Annotated in this window: 17 protein-coding genes and 1 pseudogene; 13 read left to right on the forward strand and 5 right to left on the reverse strand. The window is 74.0% G+C overall.

The window, feature by feature from the left end; genetic code table 11:
- Window positions 1-26: 26 nt before the first annotated feature.
- The gene (locus ACIGXE_RS14135; protein WP_399746913.1) at window positions 27-1,238 is read right to left on the reverse strand and encodes an 8-amino-7-oxononanoate synthase; all 1,212 of its coding nucleotides are present in this window, start codon (window positions 1,236-1,238) and stop codon (window positions 27-29) included.
- A 142-nt stretch (window positions 1,239-1,380) separates the two neighbouring features.
- Between ACIGXE_RS14135 and bioB the strand changes: the two genes are divergently transcribed.
- From bioB to ACIGXE_RS14175, 8 genes are all read left to right on the forward strand, one after another.
- Complete coding sequence (gene bioB, locus ACIGXE_RS14140; RefSeq protein WP_399746914.1) at window positions 1,381-2,634, forward strand: biotin synthase BioB; 1,254 nt, start codon at window positions 1,381-1,383, stop codon at window positions 2,632-2,634.
- Entirely contained in the window at window positions 2,627-3,907 is a 1,281-nt protein-coding gene (locus tag ACIGXE_RS14145) for an adenosylmethionine--8-amino-7-oxononanoate transaminase (protein ID WP_399746916.1), read from the forward strand. Before bioB ends, ACIGXE_RS14145 begins: the two co-directional genes overlap by 8 nt.
- Before the next feature lie 82 nt (window positions 3,908-3,989).
- Window positions 3,990-4,706, forward strand: a complete 717-nt coding sequence (gene bioD, locus ACIGXE_RS14150; RefSeq protein WP_399746918.1) for a dethiobiotin synthase — start codon at window positions 3,990-3,992, stop codon at window positions 4,704-4,706.
- 125 nt (window positions 4,707-4,831) lie between these two features.
- Window positions 4,832-5,176 carry a VOC family protein gene (locus ACIGXE_RS14155; RefSeq protein ID WP_399746920.1) on the forward strand — a complete coding sequence of 115 codons (345 nt, stop codon included), beginning with the start codon at window positions 4,832-4,834 and terminating at the stop codon, window positions 5,174-5,176.
- A 46-nt stretch (window positions 5,177-5,222) separates the two neighbouring features.
- On the forward strand, window positions 5,223-6,095 hold the full coding sequence (locus ACIGXE_RS14160) for a TIGR03621 family F420-dependent LLM class oxidoreductase (RefSeq protein WP_399746922.1): 873 nt from the start codon (window positions 5,223-5,225) through the stop codon (window positions 6,093-6,095).
- Window positions 6,096-6,138: 43 nt separating this feature from the next.
- Complete coding sequence (locus ACIGXE_RS14165; RefSeq protein ID WP_399746924.1) at window positions 6,139-6,564, forward strand: GNAT family N-acetyltransferase; 426 nt, start codon at window positions 6,139-6,141, stop codon at window positions 6,562-6,564.
- A 171-nt stretch (window positions 6,565-6,735) separates the two neighbouring features.
- A complete protein-coding gene (locus ACIGXE_RS14170) occupies window positions 6,736-8,067 on the forward strand; it encodes a hemolysin family protein (protein ID WP_399746926.1) in 1,332 nt (443 codons plus the stop codon).
- Window positions 8,064-9,080, forward strand: coding sequence for a hemolysin family protein (locus ACIGXE_RS14175; protein ID WP_399746928.1), 1,017 nt, complete (start codon window positions 8,064-8,066; stop codon window positions 9,078-9,080). The genes ACIGXE_RS14170 and ACIGXE_RS14175 overlap by 4 nt, the downstream gene beginning before the upstream one ends.
- Before the next feature lie 51 nt (window positions 9,081-9,131).
- Here ACIGXE_RS14175 and ACIGXE_RS14180 read toward each other — a convergent pair whose 3' ends face one another.
- Window positions 9,132-10,148 (reverse strand): maleylpyruvate isomerase family mycothiol-dependent enzyme, encoded by a 1,017-nt coding sequence (locus ACIGXE_RS14180; RefSeq protein WP_399746929.1) that lies wholly within the window; start codon window positions 10,146-10,148, stop codon window positions 9,132-9,134.
- Between the two features lie 63 nt (window positions 10,149-10,211).
- Here ACIGXE_RS14180 and ACIGXE_RS14185 point away from each other — a divergent pair, with 63 nt between their 5' ends.
- The 3 genes from ACIGXE_RS14185 (at window position 10,212) to mug (ending at window position 13,130) form a co-directional block, all read left to right on the forward strand.
- A complete protein-coding gene (locus tag ACIGXE_RS14185) occupies window positions 10,212-10,994 on the forward strand; it encodes an SGNH/GDSL hydrolase family protein (RefSeq protein WP_399746931.1) in 783 nt (260 codons plus the stop codon).
- A gap of 91 nt (window positions 10,995-11,085) precedes the next feature.
- Window positions 11,086-12,528, forward strand: a complete 1,443-nt coding sequence (gene purB / locus ACIGXE_RS14190; RefSeq protein ID WP_399746933.1) for an adenylosuccinate lyase — start codon at window positions 11,086-11,088, stop codon at window positions 12,526-12,528.
- A 62-nt stretch (window positions 12,529-12,590) separates the two neighbouring features.
- The gene (gene mug, locus ACIGXE_RS14195; protein WP_399746935.1) at window positions 12,591-13,130 is read left to right on the forward strand and encodes a G/U mismatch-specific DNA glycosylase; all 540 of its coding nucleotides are present in this window, start codon (window positions 12,591-12,593) and stop codon (window positions 13,128-13,130) included.
- A 127-nt stretch (window positions 13,131-13,257) separates the two neighbouring features.
- Here the strand turns inward: mug and ACIGXE_RS14200 are convergent, their stop codons facing one another.
- Entirely contained in the window at window positions 13,258-13,695 is a 438-nt protein-coding gene (locus ACIGXE_RS14200) for a hypothetical protein (RefSeq protein ID WP_399746937.1), read from the reverse strand.
- A 179-nt stretch (window positions 13,696-13,874) separates the two neighbouring features.
- Between ACIGXE_RS14200 and ACIGXE_RS14205 the strand changes: the two genes are divergently transcribed.
- On the forward strand, window positions 13,875-15,032 hold the full coding sequence (locus ACIGXE_RS14205; protein WP_399746939.1) for an ROK family transcriptional regulator: 1,158 nt from the start codon (window positions 13,875-13,877) through the stop codon (window positions 15,030-15,032).
- Between the two features lie 159 nt (window positions 15,033-15,191).
- On the opposite strand, the gene ACIGXE_RS14210 is transcribed toward ACIGXE_RS14205, so the two are convergent.
- Entirely contained in the window at window positions 15,192-15,932 is a 741-nt protein-coding gene (locus tag ACIGXE_RS14210; RefSeq protein ID WP_399746941.1) for a GntR family transcriptional regulator, read from the reverse strand.
- A 278-nt stretch (window positions 15,933-16,210) separates the two neighbouring features.
- Window positions 16,211-17,085, reverse strand: a pseudogene (gene sigJ / locus ACIGXE_RS14215) (RNA polymerase sigma factor SigJ).
- Window positions 17,086-17,229: 144 nt separating this feature from the next.
- Between sigJ and ACIGXE_RS14220 the strand changes: the two are divergent.
- Window positions 17,230-18,063: an alpha/beta fold hydrolase gene (locus ACIGXE_RS14220; RefSeq protein WP_399746943.1), complete on the forward strand. Its 834-nt coding sequence runs from the start codon at window positions 17,230-17,232 to the stop codon at window positions 18,061-18,063.
- Window positions 18,064-18,113 lie beyond the last annotated feature (50 nt).

Consider the following 18,113-nt stretch of genomic DNA (forward strand, 5'->3'; position numbering starts at 1 on the left):
GCCCGCGCCCGGCCGCCGGCGGGGGCTCAGGCCCTCGCGCCCTCCGGTGCCGTGCGGACGATGGTCGTGACCGCGCGCTCGATCTCCGCCTCCGTGAGGTCGGCGCGGGCCGTCAGGCGAAGCCGCGAGATGCCGTCCGGGACGGACGGGGGGCGGAAGCAGCCGACGGCCACACCGAGTTCCCGGCAGTCGGCGGCCCAGCGGAGGGCCTCGTTCGGGCCCGGGGCGCGGACCGAGACCACGGCGGCGTCGGGGCGCACGGCGGTCAGCCCGGCCTCGGTGAGGAGGCGGTGGAGCGTGGTCGCGACCGTGCGCGCCCGGTCCGCGAGGGCCGGTTCGGCCACGATCAGCCGCAGGCTCGCGAGAGCGGCGCCCGTGGCGGCGGGGGCGAGTCCGGTGTCGAAGATGAAGGTGCGGGCCGCGTTCACCAGGTGCTCGATCACCCGGGCCGGGCCGAGCACCGCACCGCCCTGGCTGCCCAGCGACTTGGAGAGGGTGAGGGTCGCGACGACGTCCGGGTCGCCCGCCAGCCCCGCCTCGTGGAGGGCGCCGCGTCCGCCGGCACCGAGCACCCCGAGACCGTGCGCGTCGTCGACGACCAGGCCCGCGCCGTGCGCCCGGCAGGCCTCCGCGAGCGCCGTGAGGGGCGCCTTGTCGCCGTCGACCGAGAAGACGGAGTCGCTGACCGCGATCGCCCGGCGGTCCGGGTGCGCGCCGAGCGTCTTGGCGACGGCCTCGGGGTCGGCGTGCGGGACCACCGCCGTCTCGGCCCGGGACAGCCGGCAGCCGTCGACGATCGAGGCGTGGTTGCCCGCGTCCGAGACGATCAGGCCGTCCCGGGCGGAGAGCGCGGTGAGCGCCGCGAGGTTCGCGGTGTAGCCGGAGGAGAAGACGAGCGCCGCCTCGAAGCCGCAGAACTCGGCGAGTTCGCGCTCCAGGCGGGCGTGAAGCCGGGTCGAGCCGGTGACGAGCCGCGAGCCGGTGGATCCCGCGCCCCAGCGTCGGGCCGCCTCGGCCGCAGCCTCGGTGATCTCCGGGCGGCGGGTGAGGCCGAGGTAGTCGTTGCTCGCGAGGTCGAGCAGTTCCGACTCGGCCGGCCGGGGCCGCAGTGTCCGTACGAGCCCCGCCTCCGCGCGCTGCCGTGCCGCGGCCTCGGTCCAGGCGAAGGCGGTTCGGCGGGGGTCCGAGCCCGCGCCCGGGTTCTGCGCGTCCTGCGGGTCCTCGGCGTACGGCGGCATGGCAGATCCTTTTGTAGGCAGCCCACAGACCCTAACCGGCCGGGCTCCAGGTCAGGGTGTGGCCATCCACACACTACGAACCGGTCTGTTTGTTCTTCTCTTCCTTGGCCCGGAGGTCTGCCGTAGGTAAGGATCAGCCCTTATGGACCTGCTGAACACCCTGGTGGAGAAGGGGCTGCGGCGCGAGCTGCCGACCCGTGAAGAAGCGCTCGCCGTCCTGGCGACATCCGACGACGACCTGCTCGATGTGGTGACCGCGGCCGGCAAGGTGCGCCGCCAGTGGTTCGGACGGCGGGTGAAGCTCAACTATCTGGTCAATCTGAAGTCGGGGCTGTGCCCCGAGGACTGCTCGTACTGTTCGCAGCGGCTGGGCTCGACGGCGGGCATCCTCAAGTACACGTGGCTGAAGCCCGACGAGGCCTCCGCCGCCGCGGCGGCCGGTGTCGCGGGCGGCGCGAAGCGGGTCTGTCTGGTGGCCAGCGGCCGCGGTCCGACGGACCGCGACGTCGAGCGGGTCGGCAAGACCATCGAGGCCATCAAGGAGCAGAACGAGGGCGTGGAGGTCTGCGCCTGCCTCGGTCTGCTCTCCGACGGCCAGGCGGAGCGCCTCAAGGACGCCGGCGCCGACGCGTACAACCACAACCTCAACACGTCCGAGGGGACGTACGGGGACATCACGACCACCCACACCTACGCCGACCGCGTGGACACCGTGCAGAAGGCGCACGGCGCCGGCCTGTCGGCCTGCTCGGGCCTGATCGCGGGCATGGGCGAGAGCGACGAGGACCTGGTCGACGTCGTGTTCGCGCTGCGCGAGCTGGACTCCGACTCGGTGCCGGTCAACTTCCTCATCCCGTTCGAGGGCACGCCGCTCGCCAAGGAGTGGAACCTCACCCCGCAGCGCTGCCTGCGGATCCTCGCGATGGTGCGGTTCGTCTGCCCGGACGTGGAGGTCCGGATCGCGGGCGGCCGCGAGGTGCACCTGCGCTCGATGCAGCCGCTGGCGCTGCACATCGCCAACTCGATCTTCCTCGGCGACTACCTCACCAGTGAGGGCCAGGCCGGCAAGGCGGACCTGGACATGATCGCGGACGCGGGCTTCGAGGTGGAGGGCGCGGGCACGACGACGCTGCCGGCGCACCGGGCGGACGCGCTCGCCGCGGCGGCCGGCGGCGGCTGCGGCTCGCACGCCGAGGCCGGTGGCGGCGGCTGCGGTTCCGCGGCCGAGGCCGGCGCGGGCTGCGGTTCGCACGCCGAGGCGGGCGGCGGCTGCGGTCCGTGCGGCGGGCACGCCTCGGTTCCGGCGGCGGCCCCGGCCGCGGCCTCGGAGGCCCGGACGGACCTGGTGGCGGTGCGCCGCCGGGGCGCCGGCACGGATCTCGCGCCGAATGCGTAACGACGAACTGCTCGCCCTGGACCGGGCGCACGTCTGGCACCCGTACGGCCCGATGCCCGGCCGTACGGATCCGCTGGTCGTCGCGTCCGCGTCCGGGGTGCGGCTCCGGCTGGCCGAACCCAGCGAGGGCCGAAGCGAGTTGATCGACGGCATGTCCTCGTGGTGGTCGGCCGTCCACGGCTACAACCACCCCGTGCTCAACGAGGCGGCGCGCGGCCAGCTCGACAGGATGAGCCACGTCATGTTCGGCGGGCTCACCCACGAGCCGGCCGTCCGGCTCGCCTCGCGCCTCGTCGAGATCACGCCGGAACCGCTGCGGCACGTCTTCCTCAGCGACTCCGGATCGGTCTCGGTCGAAGTCGCGGCCAAGATGTGCCTGCAGTACTGGCGCTCCGTCGGCCGTCCCGGCAAGCGCCGGCTCCTCACCTGGCGCGGCGGCTACCACGGTGACACCTGGCAGCCGATGTCCGTGTGCGACCCCGAGGGCGGCATGCACGAGCTGTGGTCGGGGGTGCTCCAGCGGCAGGTCTTCGTGGAGGCGCCGCCGGCCGCGTACGAGGAGTCGTACGCGGAGCTGCTCCGCGAGGCGATCGGACGGCACGCGGACGAGCTCGCCGCGGTCGTCGTCGAACCGGTCGTGCAGGGCGCGGGTGGGATGCGCTTCCACAGCCCCGCGTACCTGCGGGTGCTGCGGGAGGCGTGCGACGCGCACGACGTGCTGCTGATCTTCGACGAGATCGCGACCGGCTTCGGGCGCACGGGCGCGCTGTTCGCCGCCGACCACGCCGGCGTCTCCCCCGACGTGATGTGCGTGGGCAAGGCGCTGACCGGCGGCTATCTGTCGATGGCGGCGACGCTCTGCACGAGCCGGGTCGCCGACGGCATCTCGCGGGGCGAGGTCCCCGTGCTCGCCCACGGGCCGACCTTCATGGGCAACCCGCTCGCCTCGGCGGTCGCCCTCGCCTCCATCGACCTGCTGCTCGGGCAGGACTGGCAGGTCGAGGTCAAGCGCATCGAGGCCGGCCTCCGCGAGGGGCTGGCGGACGTCGCCGACCTCCCGGGCGTCCGCGACGTCCGGGTCCTCGGCGCGATCGGCGTGGTGCAGCTCGACCACGAGGTCGACATGACCGCCGCCACCCGGGCGGCGGTCCGCGCCGGCGTCTGGCTGCGCCCGTTCCGCGACCTCGTCTACACGATGCCGCCGTACGTGACGGGCGACGAGGACGTGGCCCGGATCTGCGCCGCGGTGCGCGCGGCGGCGGCAGCGGGCTGAGGTCCGCCCCGCCCACCACGAGGTGCGCCGCGCGCCGCCCAGGCGCGCGGCGCCCGCTTCCCTCGGAAAGGAATCCCTCTTCATGACCGTCATCGTCGTCAGCGGCACCGGCACCGAGATCGGCAAGACCGTCGTCACCGCCGCCCTCTCCGCCGTCGCCACCGCCTCCGGGCGGTCCGTCGCCGTGCTCAAGCCCGCGCAGACGGGGGTCGGGCCCGGGGAGCCGGGAGACGTGGAGGAGGTCCTGCGGCTGTCGGGGGCGGCGAAGGGGGCCGAACTGGCCCGCTTCCCGGAGCCGTTGGCGCCCGGGACCGCGGCGCGTCGCGCGGGGCTCGCGCCGGTCCGGCCGGACGCGGTCGCGGCGGCGGCGCGCGAGCTGGCGGACACGCACGACCTGGTGCTCGTGGAGGGCGCCGGCGGGCTGCTGGTGCGCTTCGACGAGGAGGGCGGGACGCTCGCGGACGCGGCCCGGCTGCTCGGCGCTCCGGTGCTCGTCGTGACCCCCGCGGGGCTGGGCACGCTCAACTCGACCACCCTGACGGCGGAGGCGCTGCGGGCGCGCGGCATCGAGCAGCTGGGCGTGGTCATCGGCAGCTGGCCGGAGTCCCCGGACCTGGCCGAGCGGTGCAATCTGGCGGATCTGCCGGAGGCGGCGGGCGCGCCGCTGCTGGGGGCGGTGCCGGCGGGCGCCGGCGGGCTGCCCGCGGCGGAGTTCCGTGCGGCGGCGGCCTCCTGGCTGGCGCCCGCGCTGGGCGGCACCTGGGACGCGACGGCGTTCGCGGCGGCGGCGGGGGCCTGAGCCTCCCGGGCCTCGTCTCGGCAGTCGGGGCCTGAGCCGCCGGCCTCTCGTCGCGGCTGTGGCGGCCTGAGCCGCCGGCTTCTCGTGGATCCGGTCCGGCCGGCCCCGCGCCGTACCCTGGCGCCATGCGTGCTCGTGTGCAGGAGATCGTGTTCGACTGTGCCGAACCGGCCGTCCTCGTGCGGTTCTGGGCGGCGGTCCTCGGCGGGGCTCCGGTCGACCGGAGCCCCGACTGGTCGTACGTCGACCCGCCGGGTTTCGTCCGGCTGGCCTTCCAGAAGGTGCCGGAGGGCAAGACGGTGAAGAACCGGGTCCATCTGGACGTGGAGGTGGCCGACCCGGAGGGGGCGGCGGAGCAGGTGCTGCCGCTGGGCGCCCGCCGGTCGGGTGGTCTCGTGACCGACGAGCAGGGGTCCTTCCAGGTGATGCTCGATCCGGAGGAGAACGAGTTCTGCTTCGTGACAGGCTGAGAGGCGGAAGTTCGTCGCTGAGGGTCTGTCAACTGGAGGATGCGCCGTGGTTCTGCCGTTCCGGTTCTCCGTCAACATGCTCACGCCCGGCACGGGAAGCGAGTGGCGGTCGCGCTGCCGCCGCGCGGAGGAGCTCGGGTACGACCTGATCCAGGTCGCCGACCATCTCGGGATGCCCGCCCCGTTCCCGTCGCTCGTCGCCGCGGCGGAGGCCACCACCCGGCCGCGGGTCGGCACCTTCGTGCTCAACGCGGCCTTCTGGAACCCGGTGCTGCTGGCGCGCGAGGTGACGACGACGGCCGCGCTCACCGAGGGGCGGCTCGAACTGGGGCTGGGTACGGGGTACGTGCCGGCCGAGCACGAGCAGGCCGGAGTCCCCTTCCTGCCGCCGCGCGGGCGGGTCGACCATCTGGCCCGCACGGTGGAGGAGTTGGCGGGGGCGCTGAAGGGCGGGGAGGGTTCCCCGCCGGTGCGGCTGCTGATCGGCGGCAACGGGAACCGGGTGCTGCGGCTGGCCGCCCGCCACGCGGACGTGATGGCGTTCTCCGGTGGCCGGTTCGACGGTGGCGCGCCCACCCTGCTGACCGCCGAGGAGATGGCCGCGCGGGTGGCGGCGTTCGAGGGGTTCGAGCGGGCGGCCGGGCGCCGGACGCCCGCGGAGCGCAATCTGCTGCTCCAGCGGGTGATCGTGACGGACGACCCAGCCGGGGCCGTGGCGGGGTTCCTGCCGCTGGTGCCGTATCTCTCCGAGGAGCAGGTGCTCGATCTGCCGGTGCTGGCGATCGGGACCGTGCGGGAGATCGCCGACCGGCTGGTCGCCCTGCGGGAGCGGCTCGGCATCTCGTACGTCACGGTGCTCGACCACTCCATGGAGGCGTTCGGGCCGGTGATCGCGGAGCTGCGCGCGTCTGAGGGGTGAAACCCGGTCGACGGCCGGGAGCGGCCGGTGGTGGGATGCCCGCATGGACGATCTTCGGATACGGGCCGCGGTGGCGGCCGACATCGACGCCGTGCTCGCCTTCTGGAAGGCGGCGGCCGAGGGGACCAGCATCAGCGACGACGGCGCCGGGGTGGCGCGGCTCGTCGCGCGCGACCCGGAGGCGCTGCTGCTCGCGGAGCGGGAGGGGGAGCTGGTGGGGACGGTGATCGCCGGGTTCGACGGGTGGCGCTGTCATCTGTACCGGCTCGCCGTCCATCCGGACCACCGGCGCCGCGGCATCGGTGGCGCGCTGCTCGCCGCGGCCGAGGAACGCTTCGTACGGCTGGGTGGTCGGCGGGCGGACGCGATGGTGCTCGACCGGAACGCGCCGGCGCAGGCGGCGTGGCGGGCGGCGGCGTACGGCCCCGAGGAGCAGTGGACCCGCTGGGTGAAGCCGCTGACCGGCTGAGACCGCCGCTTTGCCGATCCTTTACCATGGTGTGCAGTATCGATCACCTACCGAAAGGTGTGAGCGTCCGCCCATGGGCGAGCCTCCCAGTACCCGTTTCGCAAGCCGACGTCGCGCGGTCCTCACGTCCCTGACTGATCATGGGACTCGTCGAGGGACGGAGGTGAACCGATGACCGAGGTGCTGCTGCTCCTGGTGGCGCTGCTCCTCGCCCTCGCCTGCGGCGCCTTCGTGGCGGCCGAGTTCTCGCTGACCACCGTCGAGCGCTCCGAGCTCGAAGCCGCCGTCGAGCGGGGCGAGCGCGGGGCGGCCGGTGCCCTGAAGGCCGTCAAGTCGCTCACCTTCCAGCTGTCCGGCGCTCAGCTCGGCATCACCGTGACCAATCTGGTCGTCGGCATGCTGTCCGAGCCGTCGATCGCCGCGCTGATCCGCGGCCCGGTCGAGGCCCTCGGCCTGTCGCCCTCGGTCGCGTCCTCGGTGGCCCTGGTCATCGGCACCGCCCTGTCGACCGTCGTGCTGATGGTCGTCGGCGAGCTGGTGCCCAAGAACTGGGCGATCTCCTCCCCGCTGGCGGTCGCCAAGGTGGTGGGGACCCCGCAGCGCATCTTCAGCGCCGCCTTCAAGCCGCTCATCAGCCATCTCAACAACACGGCCAACCGGCTGGTGCGCCGCCTCGGCCTGGAGCCCGCCGAGGAGCTGGCCTCCGCCCGCTCCCCGCAGGAGCTGGTGGCCCTGGCCCGGCACTCCGCCAAGGAGGGCGCCCTGGAGGCGGACACGGCCGAGCTGTTCGTCCGCACCCTCAACCTGGCCGAGCTGACCGCGGAGAACGTGATGACCCCGCGCGTCCAGGTCACCGCCCTGGAGGTGCAGGCCACCGCGGAGGACGTGGCCAACGCGACCCGGGCGACCGGCCTGAGCCGTTTCCCCGTCTACCGCGGCAGCCTGGACTCGGTCGTCGGCATCGCGCACATCAAGGACGTGCTCGCGATACCGGCCGAGGAACGGCCGCGCCGGAACGTCGGCGACCTGCTGCGCGAGCCGCTGCTGGTGCCCGAGAGCCTGACCGTGGACAAGCTGCTCGACCGTCTGTCCGGGAGGCAGACCATGGCCGTCGTCATCGACGAGTACGGCGGCACGGCCGGCGTCGCGACCCTGGAGGACATCGTCGAGGAGGTCGTCGGCGAGGTCCGCGACGAGCACGACCCGCACGAGACGCCCGACCTGGCGCGGGTGGGCGACGACGCCGACGGCCGCGCCCTGTGGTCCGCGGACGGCGCGGCCCGTACCGACCAGCTGGAGGCCATCGGCCTGCGCGTGCCGGAGGGCCCGTACGAGACCCTGGCCGGCGTGCTGGCCACCGAGCTCGGCCGGATCCCGGTCCTCGGCGACCGCGTGGAGCTGGCCGGCTGGCGCCTCGACGTGGTCGACGCCACCGGACGGCGGGCGGCCCGGGTGCTGCTGCACGCCCCCCTCCCCCACTCCGGCGAGGAGGCCGGCCGATGACCGTCGTCCAGCTGCTGATCGGTCTGGCGAGCCTGCTCGTCAACGCCTTCTTCGTCGGCGCCGAGTTCGCCCTGATCTCCGTGCGCCGCAGTCAGGTCGAACCGCTCGCGGAGGCCGGCGACCGCCGGGCCCGCAGCGTCATCTGGGGCCTGGAGCACGTCTCGGCGCTGCTCGCGGCCGCCCAGCTCGGCATCACGCTGTCCACCCTGGTCCTCGGCATCGTGGCCGAGCCGGCCATGGCCCATCTCCTGGAGCCGCTGTTCGACGCCGTGGGCGTGCCGCACGGCCTGGTGCACCCGATCTCGTTCGTGATCGCGCTCACCGTCGCCACGTATCTGCACATGCTGCTCGGCGAGATGGTCCCGAAGAACATCGCCCTGGCCGAGCCGTCCCGGGCGGCGCTGCTCCTCGGCCCGCCGCTGGTGGCCGTGACCCGGGCGCTGCGTCCGGTGATCTTCACGATCAACGCCTTCGCCAACGGCATCCTGAAGCTGCTGCGCGTGGACGCGAAGGACGAGGTCGCGGCGACCTTCTCGGACGACGAGCTGGCCCGGATGGTCACCGACGCCGGTCACGCCGGCCTGCTCGACGACCGGGCGGCCGAGCGGCTGCACGACGCCCTGGAACTGGGCCGGCGCCCGGTGCGGGACGTGGTTCTTCCGGTGGAGAAGGTCGTGTACGCCCGGGTGGACACGACTCCGGAGCAGCTGGAGGCGATGTCGGCCAGGTCCGGGTTCTCCCGCTTCCCGGTCCTCGACTCGGACCAGCGCATCCTGGGCTATCTGCACGTGAAGGACGCCCTCGACGTCACCCCCCGCGACCTGCCGTTCCCGGTGTCGGCGCTGCGGCCGATCGCCCGGGTGCGGGCGGCGACGCCGCTGGACGACGTCCTGACGGCGATGCGGCGCAGCCGGACCCACCTGGCGGCGGTCCTCGACGAGGACGGCCGGCCGGCGGGTCTGGTGACGATGGAGGACGTGCTGCGCGAGCTGGTGGGGCGCCCCTCCGCGTGACCTCGACCACGTGAAGGGCCCCGGGACCTCGTCCCGGGGCCCTTCGGCGGGTCAGAGCGCGGTCGCCGCCCGCCAGGCGTCCAGCACCGTACGGTCGCCCGCGTGCGTGAAGCGCGGGTCGTCGGCCGCGTACCGCCCGTAGACGAGGAGCAGCAGGTCGGCGGCGGTGCCCTCGACGGTCGCGGTCGCCTCGCCGTCGGCCCGCCGCTGCCAGGTGAAGCCGCCCCCGCCGAGGGTGAGCGTCCAGGCGGCGCCGGAGTCGGTGGCCGCCAGCCGCAGCCGCGCGCCGTCCCGGCCGAGCCGGGCGACGGGCTCGGCGACCCAGGAGAAGTACGGCAGGTTCTCCAGGAACTCCTCGATGCCGTCGGCGGCCGTGCCCGGGTCGATCGGGCCGGGCTCCCGGCCGAGCGCGCGCTCGGCGTCGGCGCGGTGGACGACCGCCTCGAAGAGGAGCCGGCGCGGGAAGAACCGGACGTGCGGGTCGGCGCCGTGCGACCACGTCGGGGCGTCGGGCTCCGCCGCGCGCAGGGCGCGCAGGCTCGCCTCGGCGCTCGCGGCCAGCCACTCCGGGTAGGCGGCCGGGTCCTCGGGCAGGTCGAGGGGCACGTCCGTGGACCACACCCGCTCGGTGGCCCGGGTGCGGACCAGGTGCTCCGTCCAGCGGTGGGTGGTGCCGTGGTGCTTCACCAGGTCGGCGAGGGTCCAGCCGGGGCAGGTCGGGACGGGGGTGGCGGGGTCGGCGCCGCGGACGAGGGTGACGAAGCTCTCCACGGCCGACGCGACCCGCTCGCAGTTCACGGCGTGGTCGTCCGCCGTCAGCCCGAGGCCTTCCGACACCTTCAGCAGCTCGTCGCGCCGCGGGCCGGGCGGCCGCCGCAGGGCGGCGTCGCGGAAGAGACGGTCGAGGGCGCGGCGGTCCGCGGCCGGGAGTCCGCCGAGGACGTACCCGGTGCTCTCCAGCCACTTCACCGCCGTGTCCGGGTCGAGGACCTCGTCGTCCGCGGTCTCGACCGCCGTGACCAGATCGGCCAGGGCCTCGGTCAGCGCACTCAGCAGCGCCTCGCTCATGGGGTTTCCCCTCCCGGTTCTCCACGGCCGGCGGCCCATACCGAGCGGTATGATCGCTGGGCCATGGAGATCAATGCCACGTACACCAGTCTTGTCGCCGTGGGCGACAGCTTCACCGAGGGTATGTCGGATCTGCGGCCGGACGGTTCCTACCGCGGCTGGGCCGACGTGCTCGCGGGCCGGCTCGCCGCCCGCACTCCCGGCTTCCGCTACGCGAACCTGGCCGTGCGCGGCAAGCTGATCGGCCAGATCGTCGAGGAGCAGGTGGACACCGCGGCGGCCATGAAGGCCGACGTCGTCACCCTCGTCGGCGGGCTCAACGACACCCTGCGCCCCAAGTGCGACATGGGCCGGGTGCGCGGTCTGCTCGGCGAGGCCGTCGAGCGGCTCGCCCCCTCGTGCCGGCAGCTGGTCCTCATGCGCAGCCCCGGCCGCCAGGGACCGGTCCTGGAGCGCTTCCGGCCCCGCATGGAGGAGCTCTTCGCGTACGTGGACGAGCTCGCCGCCCGGCACGGCGCCCTGGTCGTCGACCTGTACGGCGCGCCGGCGCTCGCCGACCCCCGGATGTGGGACGTCGACCGGCTGCACCTGACGGCGGAGGGGCACCAGCGGGTGGCCGAGGCGGTCTGGCAGGCCCTGGGCCTGCCGGGCGAGAGCGACTGGCGCGATCCCCTGGCCCCGACGCCGCGGCCGGGCTGGGCGGCCCGCCGGATCGCCGACGCCCGGTTCACCAGGGAGCACCTGGGACCGTGGATCGGACGCCGGCTCACCGGCCGCTCCTCGGGCGACGGCCGCGCCCCGAAGCGCCCCGAGCTGCTGCCGTACGAGATCCCGGAGACCGGCTGACGGCGGGCCGCGACGTGACGTCCGTCTCGTAGCAAGCTCCAGCCGGAACCGTGGCGCTGGCCTGCAGAAACCGCCAGTAGAATCAGGACACGTGACAGCTGTGACTGCGAAGCCCCGCATCCCCAACGTCCTGGCCGGCCGCTACGCCTCCGCGGAGCTCGCCGTCCTCTGGTCCCCCGAGCAGAAGGTGAAGCTGGAGCGCCGGCTGTGGCTCGCGGTGCTGCGTGCCCAGAAGGACCTCGGGATCGAGGTTCCGGACGCGGCGCTCGCCGACTACGAGCGCGTGCTCGACCAGGTCGACCTCGGCTCGATCGCCGAGCGCGAGAAGGTCACCCGGCACGACGTGAAGGCCCGGATCGAGGAGTTCAACGCCCTCGCCGGCCACGAGCACGTCCACAAGGGCATGACCTCCCGCGACCTGACCGAGAACGTCGAGCAGCTGCAGATCCGGCTCTCCCTGGAGCTGATGCGGGACCGTACGGTCGCCGTCCTCGCGCGTCTCGGCAAGCTGTCCGGCGAGTACGCGGAGCTGGTCATGGCCGGCCGCTCGCACAACGTCGCCGCCCAGGCCACCACCCTCGGCAAGCGCTTCGCGACCGCCGCGGACGAGCTGCTCGTGGCATACGCGCGCCTGGAGGAGCTGCTCGGCCGCTACCCGCTGCGCGGCATCAAGGGCCCGGTCGGCACCGCCCAGGACATGCTCGACCTGCTCGGCGGCGACGCCTCGAAGCTGGCGGACCTGGAGCAGCGGATCGCCGCCCACCTCGGCTTCGCGCACGCCTTCACCTCGGTCGGCCAGGTCTACCCGCGCTCGCTCGACTACGACGTGGTCACCACGCTCGTGCAGCTGGCCGCCGCCCCGTCCTCGATCGCCAAGACGATCCGCCTGATGGCCGGCCACGAGCTGGTCACCGAGGGCTTCAAGCCGGGCCAGGTCGGCTCCTCGGCGATGCCGCACAAGATGAACACCCGCTCCTGCGAGCGCGTGAACGGTCTCATGGTCATCCTGCGCGGCTACGCGTCGATGACCGGCGAGCTCGCCGGCGACCAGTGGAACGAGGGCGACGTGTCCTGCTCCGTGGTCCGCCGGGTGGCGCTGCCCGACGCGTTCTTCGCCCTCGACGGGCTCCTGGAGACCTTCCTCACCGTGCTCGACGAGTTCGGCGCCTTCCCCGCCGTCGTCGCCCGCGAGCTGGACCGCTACCTGCCCTTCCTGGCGACCACCAAGGTCCTCATGGGCGCGGTCCGCGCCGGGGTCGGCCGCGAGCTGGCCCACGAGGCCATCAAGGAGAACGCCGTCGCCTCCGCCCTCGCCATGCGCGAGCAGGGCGCCGAGCGCAACGAGCTGCTCGACAAGCTGGCCGCCGACGAGCGGATCCCGCTGGACCGCGCGCAGCTCGACGAGCTGATGGCGGACAAGCTGTCCTTCACCGGTGCCGCCGCCGACCAGGTCGGCGTCGTGGTCTCCCGGATCGAGGAGATCGTGAAGCAGCACCCGGACGCCGCCGGCTACACCCCCGGGGCGATCCTCTGACCCGGACTCCCCGGTTCACCCAGCAGGAGCTGGAGGCCGCCCGCGACCGCGTCGTCCCCGACGTGGCCGCGGGCGGCCTTTCGGTCCTCTTCTGCGGCATCAACCCGGGTCTCATGACGGCGGCGACCGGCCACCACTTCGCCCGGCCGGGCAACCGCTTCTGGCCCGCGCTGCACCTGTCCGGCTTCACCCCGCGCCGCCTCGCCCCGGCGGAGCAGGAGGAGCTGCTCGATTACGGTCTGGGCATCACGAACGTGGTGGCGCGGCCGACCGCGCGGGCCGACGAGCTGAGCGCCGAGGAGTACCGGACGGGCGGGCGCGTCCTCACCGCGAAGGTGGAACGGCTCGGCCCGCGCTGGCTCGCGGTCGTCGGAGTCACCGCGTACCGCACGGCGTTCGACGACAAGCGCGCCGCGATCGGCCCGCAGGAGCGGACGATCGAAGGGCCGCTCGGCACGACGAGGATCTGGGCCCTGCCCAACCCCAGCGGGCTCAACGCGCACTGGACGCTCGAGACGATGGCCGAGGAGTTCGCCCGGCTGCGGGAGGCCGCAGGTGTCCCGGACCGGCGCGGCCAGGGCATCCCGGACCGGCGCGGCTAGGCCGTCCCGGGCCGACGCGGCCAGGGCGTCCCGGACCGGCGCGGCTGGGGCGGCTCCTCCGGAACAGGCCGGCCGGCCGCCGGTGCCGCCCGTCAGGGAGCCGGCGTCCGGTGCGTGCCGGGCCGGATCAGGGCGGGTCGACGGTGGTGACCACGGCGAGGAGCTGGAAGGGCAGCTCCTTGTCCCACTGGGACACCCCCAGGCCGATCCAGCGCTGCCCCGCCCGCCACAGGTGCAGGTCCGGGACGTGGCAGCACACCCCGCCCCACGGCTCGGATATCCGCTCGCCCGACATGCTCCGGTCGAGGACCGACCACAGGCTGAAGACCTGGGGCGGGCCCCAGCGGACGCCCAGCACCGTCGACAGACCGTCCCGGTCCGCCTCGTACTGCTCGTGGACGGCCGACCGTCGGGTGCCGTCGTCCTCCCAGAACTCCTCGCTGGTGGCGAGCGCGGCGACGTGGTAGCCCGGGCCGCTGTCGCGGAACCCGGAGCTCTCGGCGCGCTCCGGGAAGGCCCGGACGACCAGGTCGTCGATCGCCGCGAGGTGCTGTGCCGTCTCCATGTCTTCCAGTAAACCGCTCCGCACCGACAACAGTTGGCGGCCCGTCAGGCCCGGCCGGCGCGCAGCGCGCCGGCCGGGCCCGGAGCGGGTGCCGGACCTGCCCGCGGACGCCGCTCGCCGCTCCCCCGTCCATTGAGTAACATCCGGCCAAAGAAGCGCACGAGCTGGGAGGACACACGGTGGGGCGGCTGACCGGCGGGGACCCGTCGCTGTTGCGGCGGATCAACTCCGCGGTGGTACTCCATGCGCTGCGGAGCTCCGACGCGCTCACGCTCACGGACCTGACCCGGATCACGGGTCTGTCCCGGCCGACGGTCGAGGGAGTGACCGAGGGACTGATCGCGGGCGGTCTGGTCGTCGAGGCGGCGCCCGAGGAGGGCGAGACCCGGCGGCAGGGCCGGCCGGCCCGGAGGTTCCGCTTCCGGGCGGAGGCGGGCCACCTGCTCGGCGTCGAGATCGGCCCGCACCGGGTCGCCGCGCTGATCTCGGGCCTGGACGGGCGGATCATCGGCGCCGGTTCGCGCGAGGTGTCGGAGACGGCCCCGGAGGACGAGCGGCTCGACCGCGTCCGGGCCGTGGTGGCCGACGTGCTGCGCAGGACCGGGGTGCCCCGGTCGAATCTGCGGGCGGTCGGCGTCGGCACGCCGGGCATCGTGGAGGCCGACGGCACGGTCCGGCTCGGCACCGCCCTGCCGGGCTGGACGGGTCTGGCGCTCGGCGAGCGGCTCCGGCGTTCGTTCCGCTGCCCGGTGATCGTGGAGAACGACGCCAACGCGGCGGCGGTGGCCGAGCACTGGAAGGGCGCGGCGACCGACTCCGACGACATCGTGTTCGTACTGGCCGGCCTCAGTCCGGGCGCCGGCTCCCTCATAGGCGGGCGGCTGCACCGGGGTTACGGCGGGGCGGCCGGCGAGATCGGCGCGCTGCACCTGCTCGGCCGGGGCGTCACGCCGGAGCATCTGCTGTCGACGACGGACGAGCCGCTGCACCCGCTGGACGAGCAGGCGGTCGCCGAGGTGTTCGCGCTGGCCCGGCAGGGCGACGCGCGGGCCCAGGCGGCGGTGGAGCGCTTCATCCAGCGCCTGGTGCACGACGTGGCGGCGCTGGTCCTGGCGCTGGATCCGGAGCTGGTGGTGATCGGCGGCTGGGCGGCGGGCCTCGACGGGGTGCTGCAGCCGCTGCGCGACGAGCTGGCCCGCTTCTGTCTGCGGCCGCCGCGGGTGGTGCTGTCGATGCTGGGCGAGGCGGCGGTGGGCACGGGCGCGCTGCGGCTCGCGCTGGACCACGTGGAGGAGCAGCTGTTCGCGGTGGACGGCACGGCGACGGCGCGTCGCTGAGTCTCCTGCCGGACACGGGCCCTCGGACACGGGTTCACGGACACGGGTTCACGGACACGGGTCCTCGGATACGTATGAACGGACACGGGTCTCGGACACGGCGACGGCCCCGGGGCGGTGTGCCCGGGGCCGTCGTCGTCGTACGCGGGTGGCGCTCCGTCAGGAGGCGATGGCCAGATCGCCGGAGTCGCCGAAGGTGAGCCGGCAGGTGTCGGCGCGGTAGGTGGCCACGGACACGGCCGCGGTACGGCCCCCGGAGAGGTAGCGGGTGGTGACGACGAGGACGGGCGCGCCGGGCAGGCGGTCGAGCTCCTTGGCGTCGTCGGCGCGGGCGGAGCCCAGTTCGACGGAGCGGTCCTGGCCGTCGAGGGCGAGCTGCTGCAGCTCGCGCAGGACGGCGCGGGCACGGGCCGTCCCGGCGGCGGCGTCGGTCTCGATGAGGCCGGGCACGGAGCCGGAGGGCACGTAGAGGAGTTCGGCCGCGACGGGCTGACCCTCGGTGACGCGCAGCCGGCGCACGATGTGCACGTGCTCGCCGGGCTCGATGTCGAGGAGGCGGGCGACGGCGGCGGGCGCCTTGTCGGCGGCGGAGTCGACGGACTGCCAGGTGTCCTCGCCGACGCCGGGCCAGGAGTGCTGGGTGGTGGAGACGTCGACGCCGACGCGCGGCGGGGCGACGGTGGTGCCGACGCCGCGGCGGCGCTGCAGGCGGCCTTCCAGCTCCAGCTGCTCCAGGGCCTGCCGGAGGGTCGCACGCGCGACGCCGAAACGGGCGGCCAGTTCACGCTCGTTGGGCAGGATCTCCCCGACCGCGAAATCCGAGTCGAGGGCTTCGCCGATCACGGTCTTGAGGTGCCAGTACTTCGGCTCCGGTGCTGCTTCGAGCTGCGTGGTCCCCACCCTGATCCTCCGCACATTCGCCGTGTCCCGCGGCGTTTTCCGCGCCCTTGTTTATTAAAGGTTCCTGCACTAACTCTGCGACCATAAAGCGCGGCACACCCTTGGTCAAGACCAATCCTCCGTCGAACGCCCCTGCATGTGACCCTCTGACCTAGATCGTTCACAGGACGTTCGCGTCGCTGTGAGGCCCGCGCAGCACGACGCCCCGCCACGGAGCCGTGGGGTCCGGGGCGGGGCGGGCGGAGCGGGGTGGACGGACAGGTGGCGCCAGGCCGGCGTCAGTCGAGGACGAGGCTCTGGAGTTTGTCCGGATTGCGCAGGATGTACACGCAGGCGATCCGGCCGTCGCGGACGTCGACCTGGAAGACGCTGTCGACCTTGCCGTCGACGAGGGCGATGAGCGCCGGGGCGCCGTTGACCTCGGCGAAGCGGTGCTCGAAGGTCTCCTCGGCACCCTCGGCGACGGCGACCAGGAAGCGGCCGATCTTGTCGGCGGTCTCCATGATCCGCAGCGGTGCCTTGGACTTGCCGCCGCTGTCGCCCACGAGCCGGACGTCCGGGGCGAGCAGGGCGAGCAGTCCCTCCAGGTCGCCGTTGGCGGCGGCGGCGAGGAACCGCTCGGTGAGGTCGCGGCGTTGGGCCGGGTCGACGTCGTACCGGGGGCGGCCCTCGTCGACGTGCTTGCGGGCGCGGCCGGCCAGTTGGCGGACGGCGGCCTCGCTGCGGTCCAGGACGGCGGCGATCTCGGCGAAGGGGAAGCCGAAGGCCTCGCGCAGCACGAACACCGCGCGTTCCAGCGGGGAGAGGGATTCGAGGACGACGAGCAGGGCGAGGGAGACGGAGTCCGCGAGCAGGGCGCGTTCGGCGGTGTCGGGCACGGCGGGGCCGAAGTCGGTGACGATCGGCTCGGGGAGCCACGGACCCACGTAGGACTCACGGCGGGACTGCGCCTGACGGAGCCGGTCGAGGGCGAGCCGGGTGGTGATCCGTACGAGGTAGGCGCGGGGCTCGCGGACGCCGCCGCGGTCGTCGGCGGTCCAGCGCAGCCAGGCGTCCTGCACCACGTCCTCGGCTCGGCGGCGCGTCCGAGCATGCGGTAGGCGACGCCGGTGAGCAGGGCGCGGTGTTCTTCGAAGACGTCGGTCGGGTCCATCAGTGTCTCGGTCGGCACTCCCCCATCCCAACCGACCCGCGGATCCCTGTCCAGTTCCGGCCGCGGGTCTTGAACTCGAGGCTACTCACCGGTAATTGTTGCTGACAGGGTGTCTCGGAAGTGTCCGTACGACAGGGAGCTGCCATGTCCGCACAGATCTCGTTCGCCGTGGAGTCCACGGGCGGACCGCGCACGGTCACCGTGACGTACGAGCGGCGGGGCACCGGCGCGCCCCTGCTGCTGCTCCACGGGATCGGGCACCTCTGGCAGGCCTGGGAGCCGGTGATCGACGTCCTGGCGACCGAACGCGACGTCATCGCCGTGGACCTGCCGGGCTTCGGCGCCTCCCCCGCGCTCCCCGAGCCGCTGGCGTACGACCTGAGCACGGTCGTGCCCGTGCTCGACGCGTTCTGCGCGGCGCTCGGCGTCGAACGGCCGCACGTGGCGGGCAACTCGCTCGGCGGTCTGCTCGCCCTCCAACTCGGCCGCGAGAAGCTGGTGCGTTCGGTGACCGCCCTCTCCCCCGCCGGCTTCTGGTCGGAGGGCGAGCGGCGCTACGCGTTCACGACGCTGCGCGCGATGCGGGGCGCGGCGCTCGCGATGCCCGTGCCCCTCATCGAGCGCCTCTCCCGCAGCGCGGCCGGCCGCACCGTCCTCACCAGCACCATCTACGCGCGGCCCGGGCGCCTCTCACCCGACGCCGCGGTCGCCGAGACCATGTCCCTGCGTGCGGCCACCGGCTTCCACCAGACCCTGGCGGCCGGACGCACGGTCACCTTCACCGACGACGTCCCCGCCGTGCCGGTCACCATCGCCTGGGGCAGCCGGGACCGGCTGCTCCTGCGCCGTCAGGGCGTGCGCGCCAAGCAGGCCATCCCCGGCGCCCGCCTGGTCCGGCTGCCCGGCTGCGGCCACGTCCCCATGAACGACGACCCCGCGCTCGTCGCCCGGGTGATCCTGGACGGCAGCGCCGGCTGAGCCGTCGTCGGCCCGGCCGCCCCCGAACAGGCCGGTGCCGAGGGCCGCTC

This window comes from Streptomyces sp. NPDC053431, from assembly GCF_044544925.1.
Classification (GTDB): Bacteria; Actinomycetota; Actinomycetes; order Streptomycetales; family Streptomycetaceae; genus Streptomyces.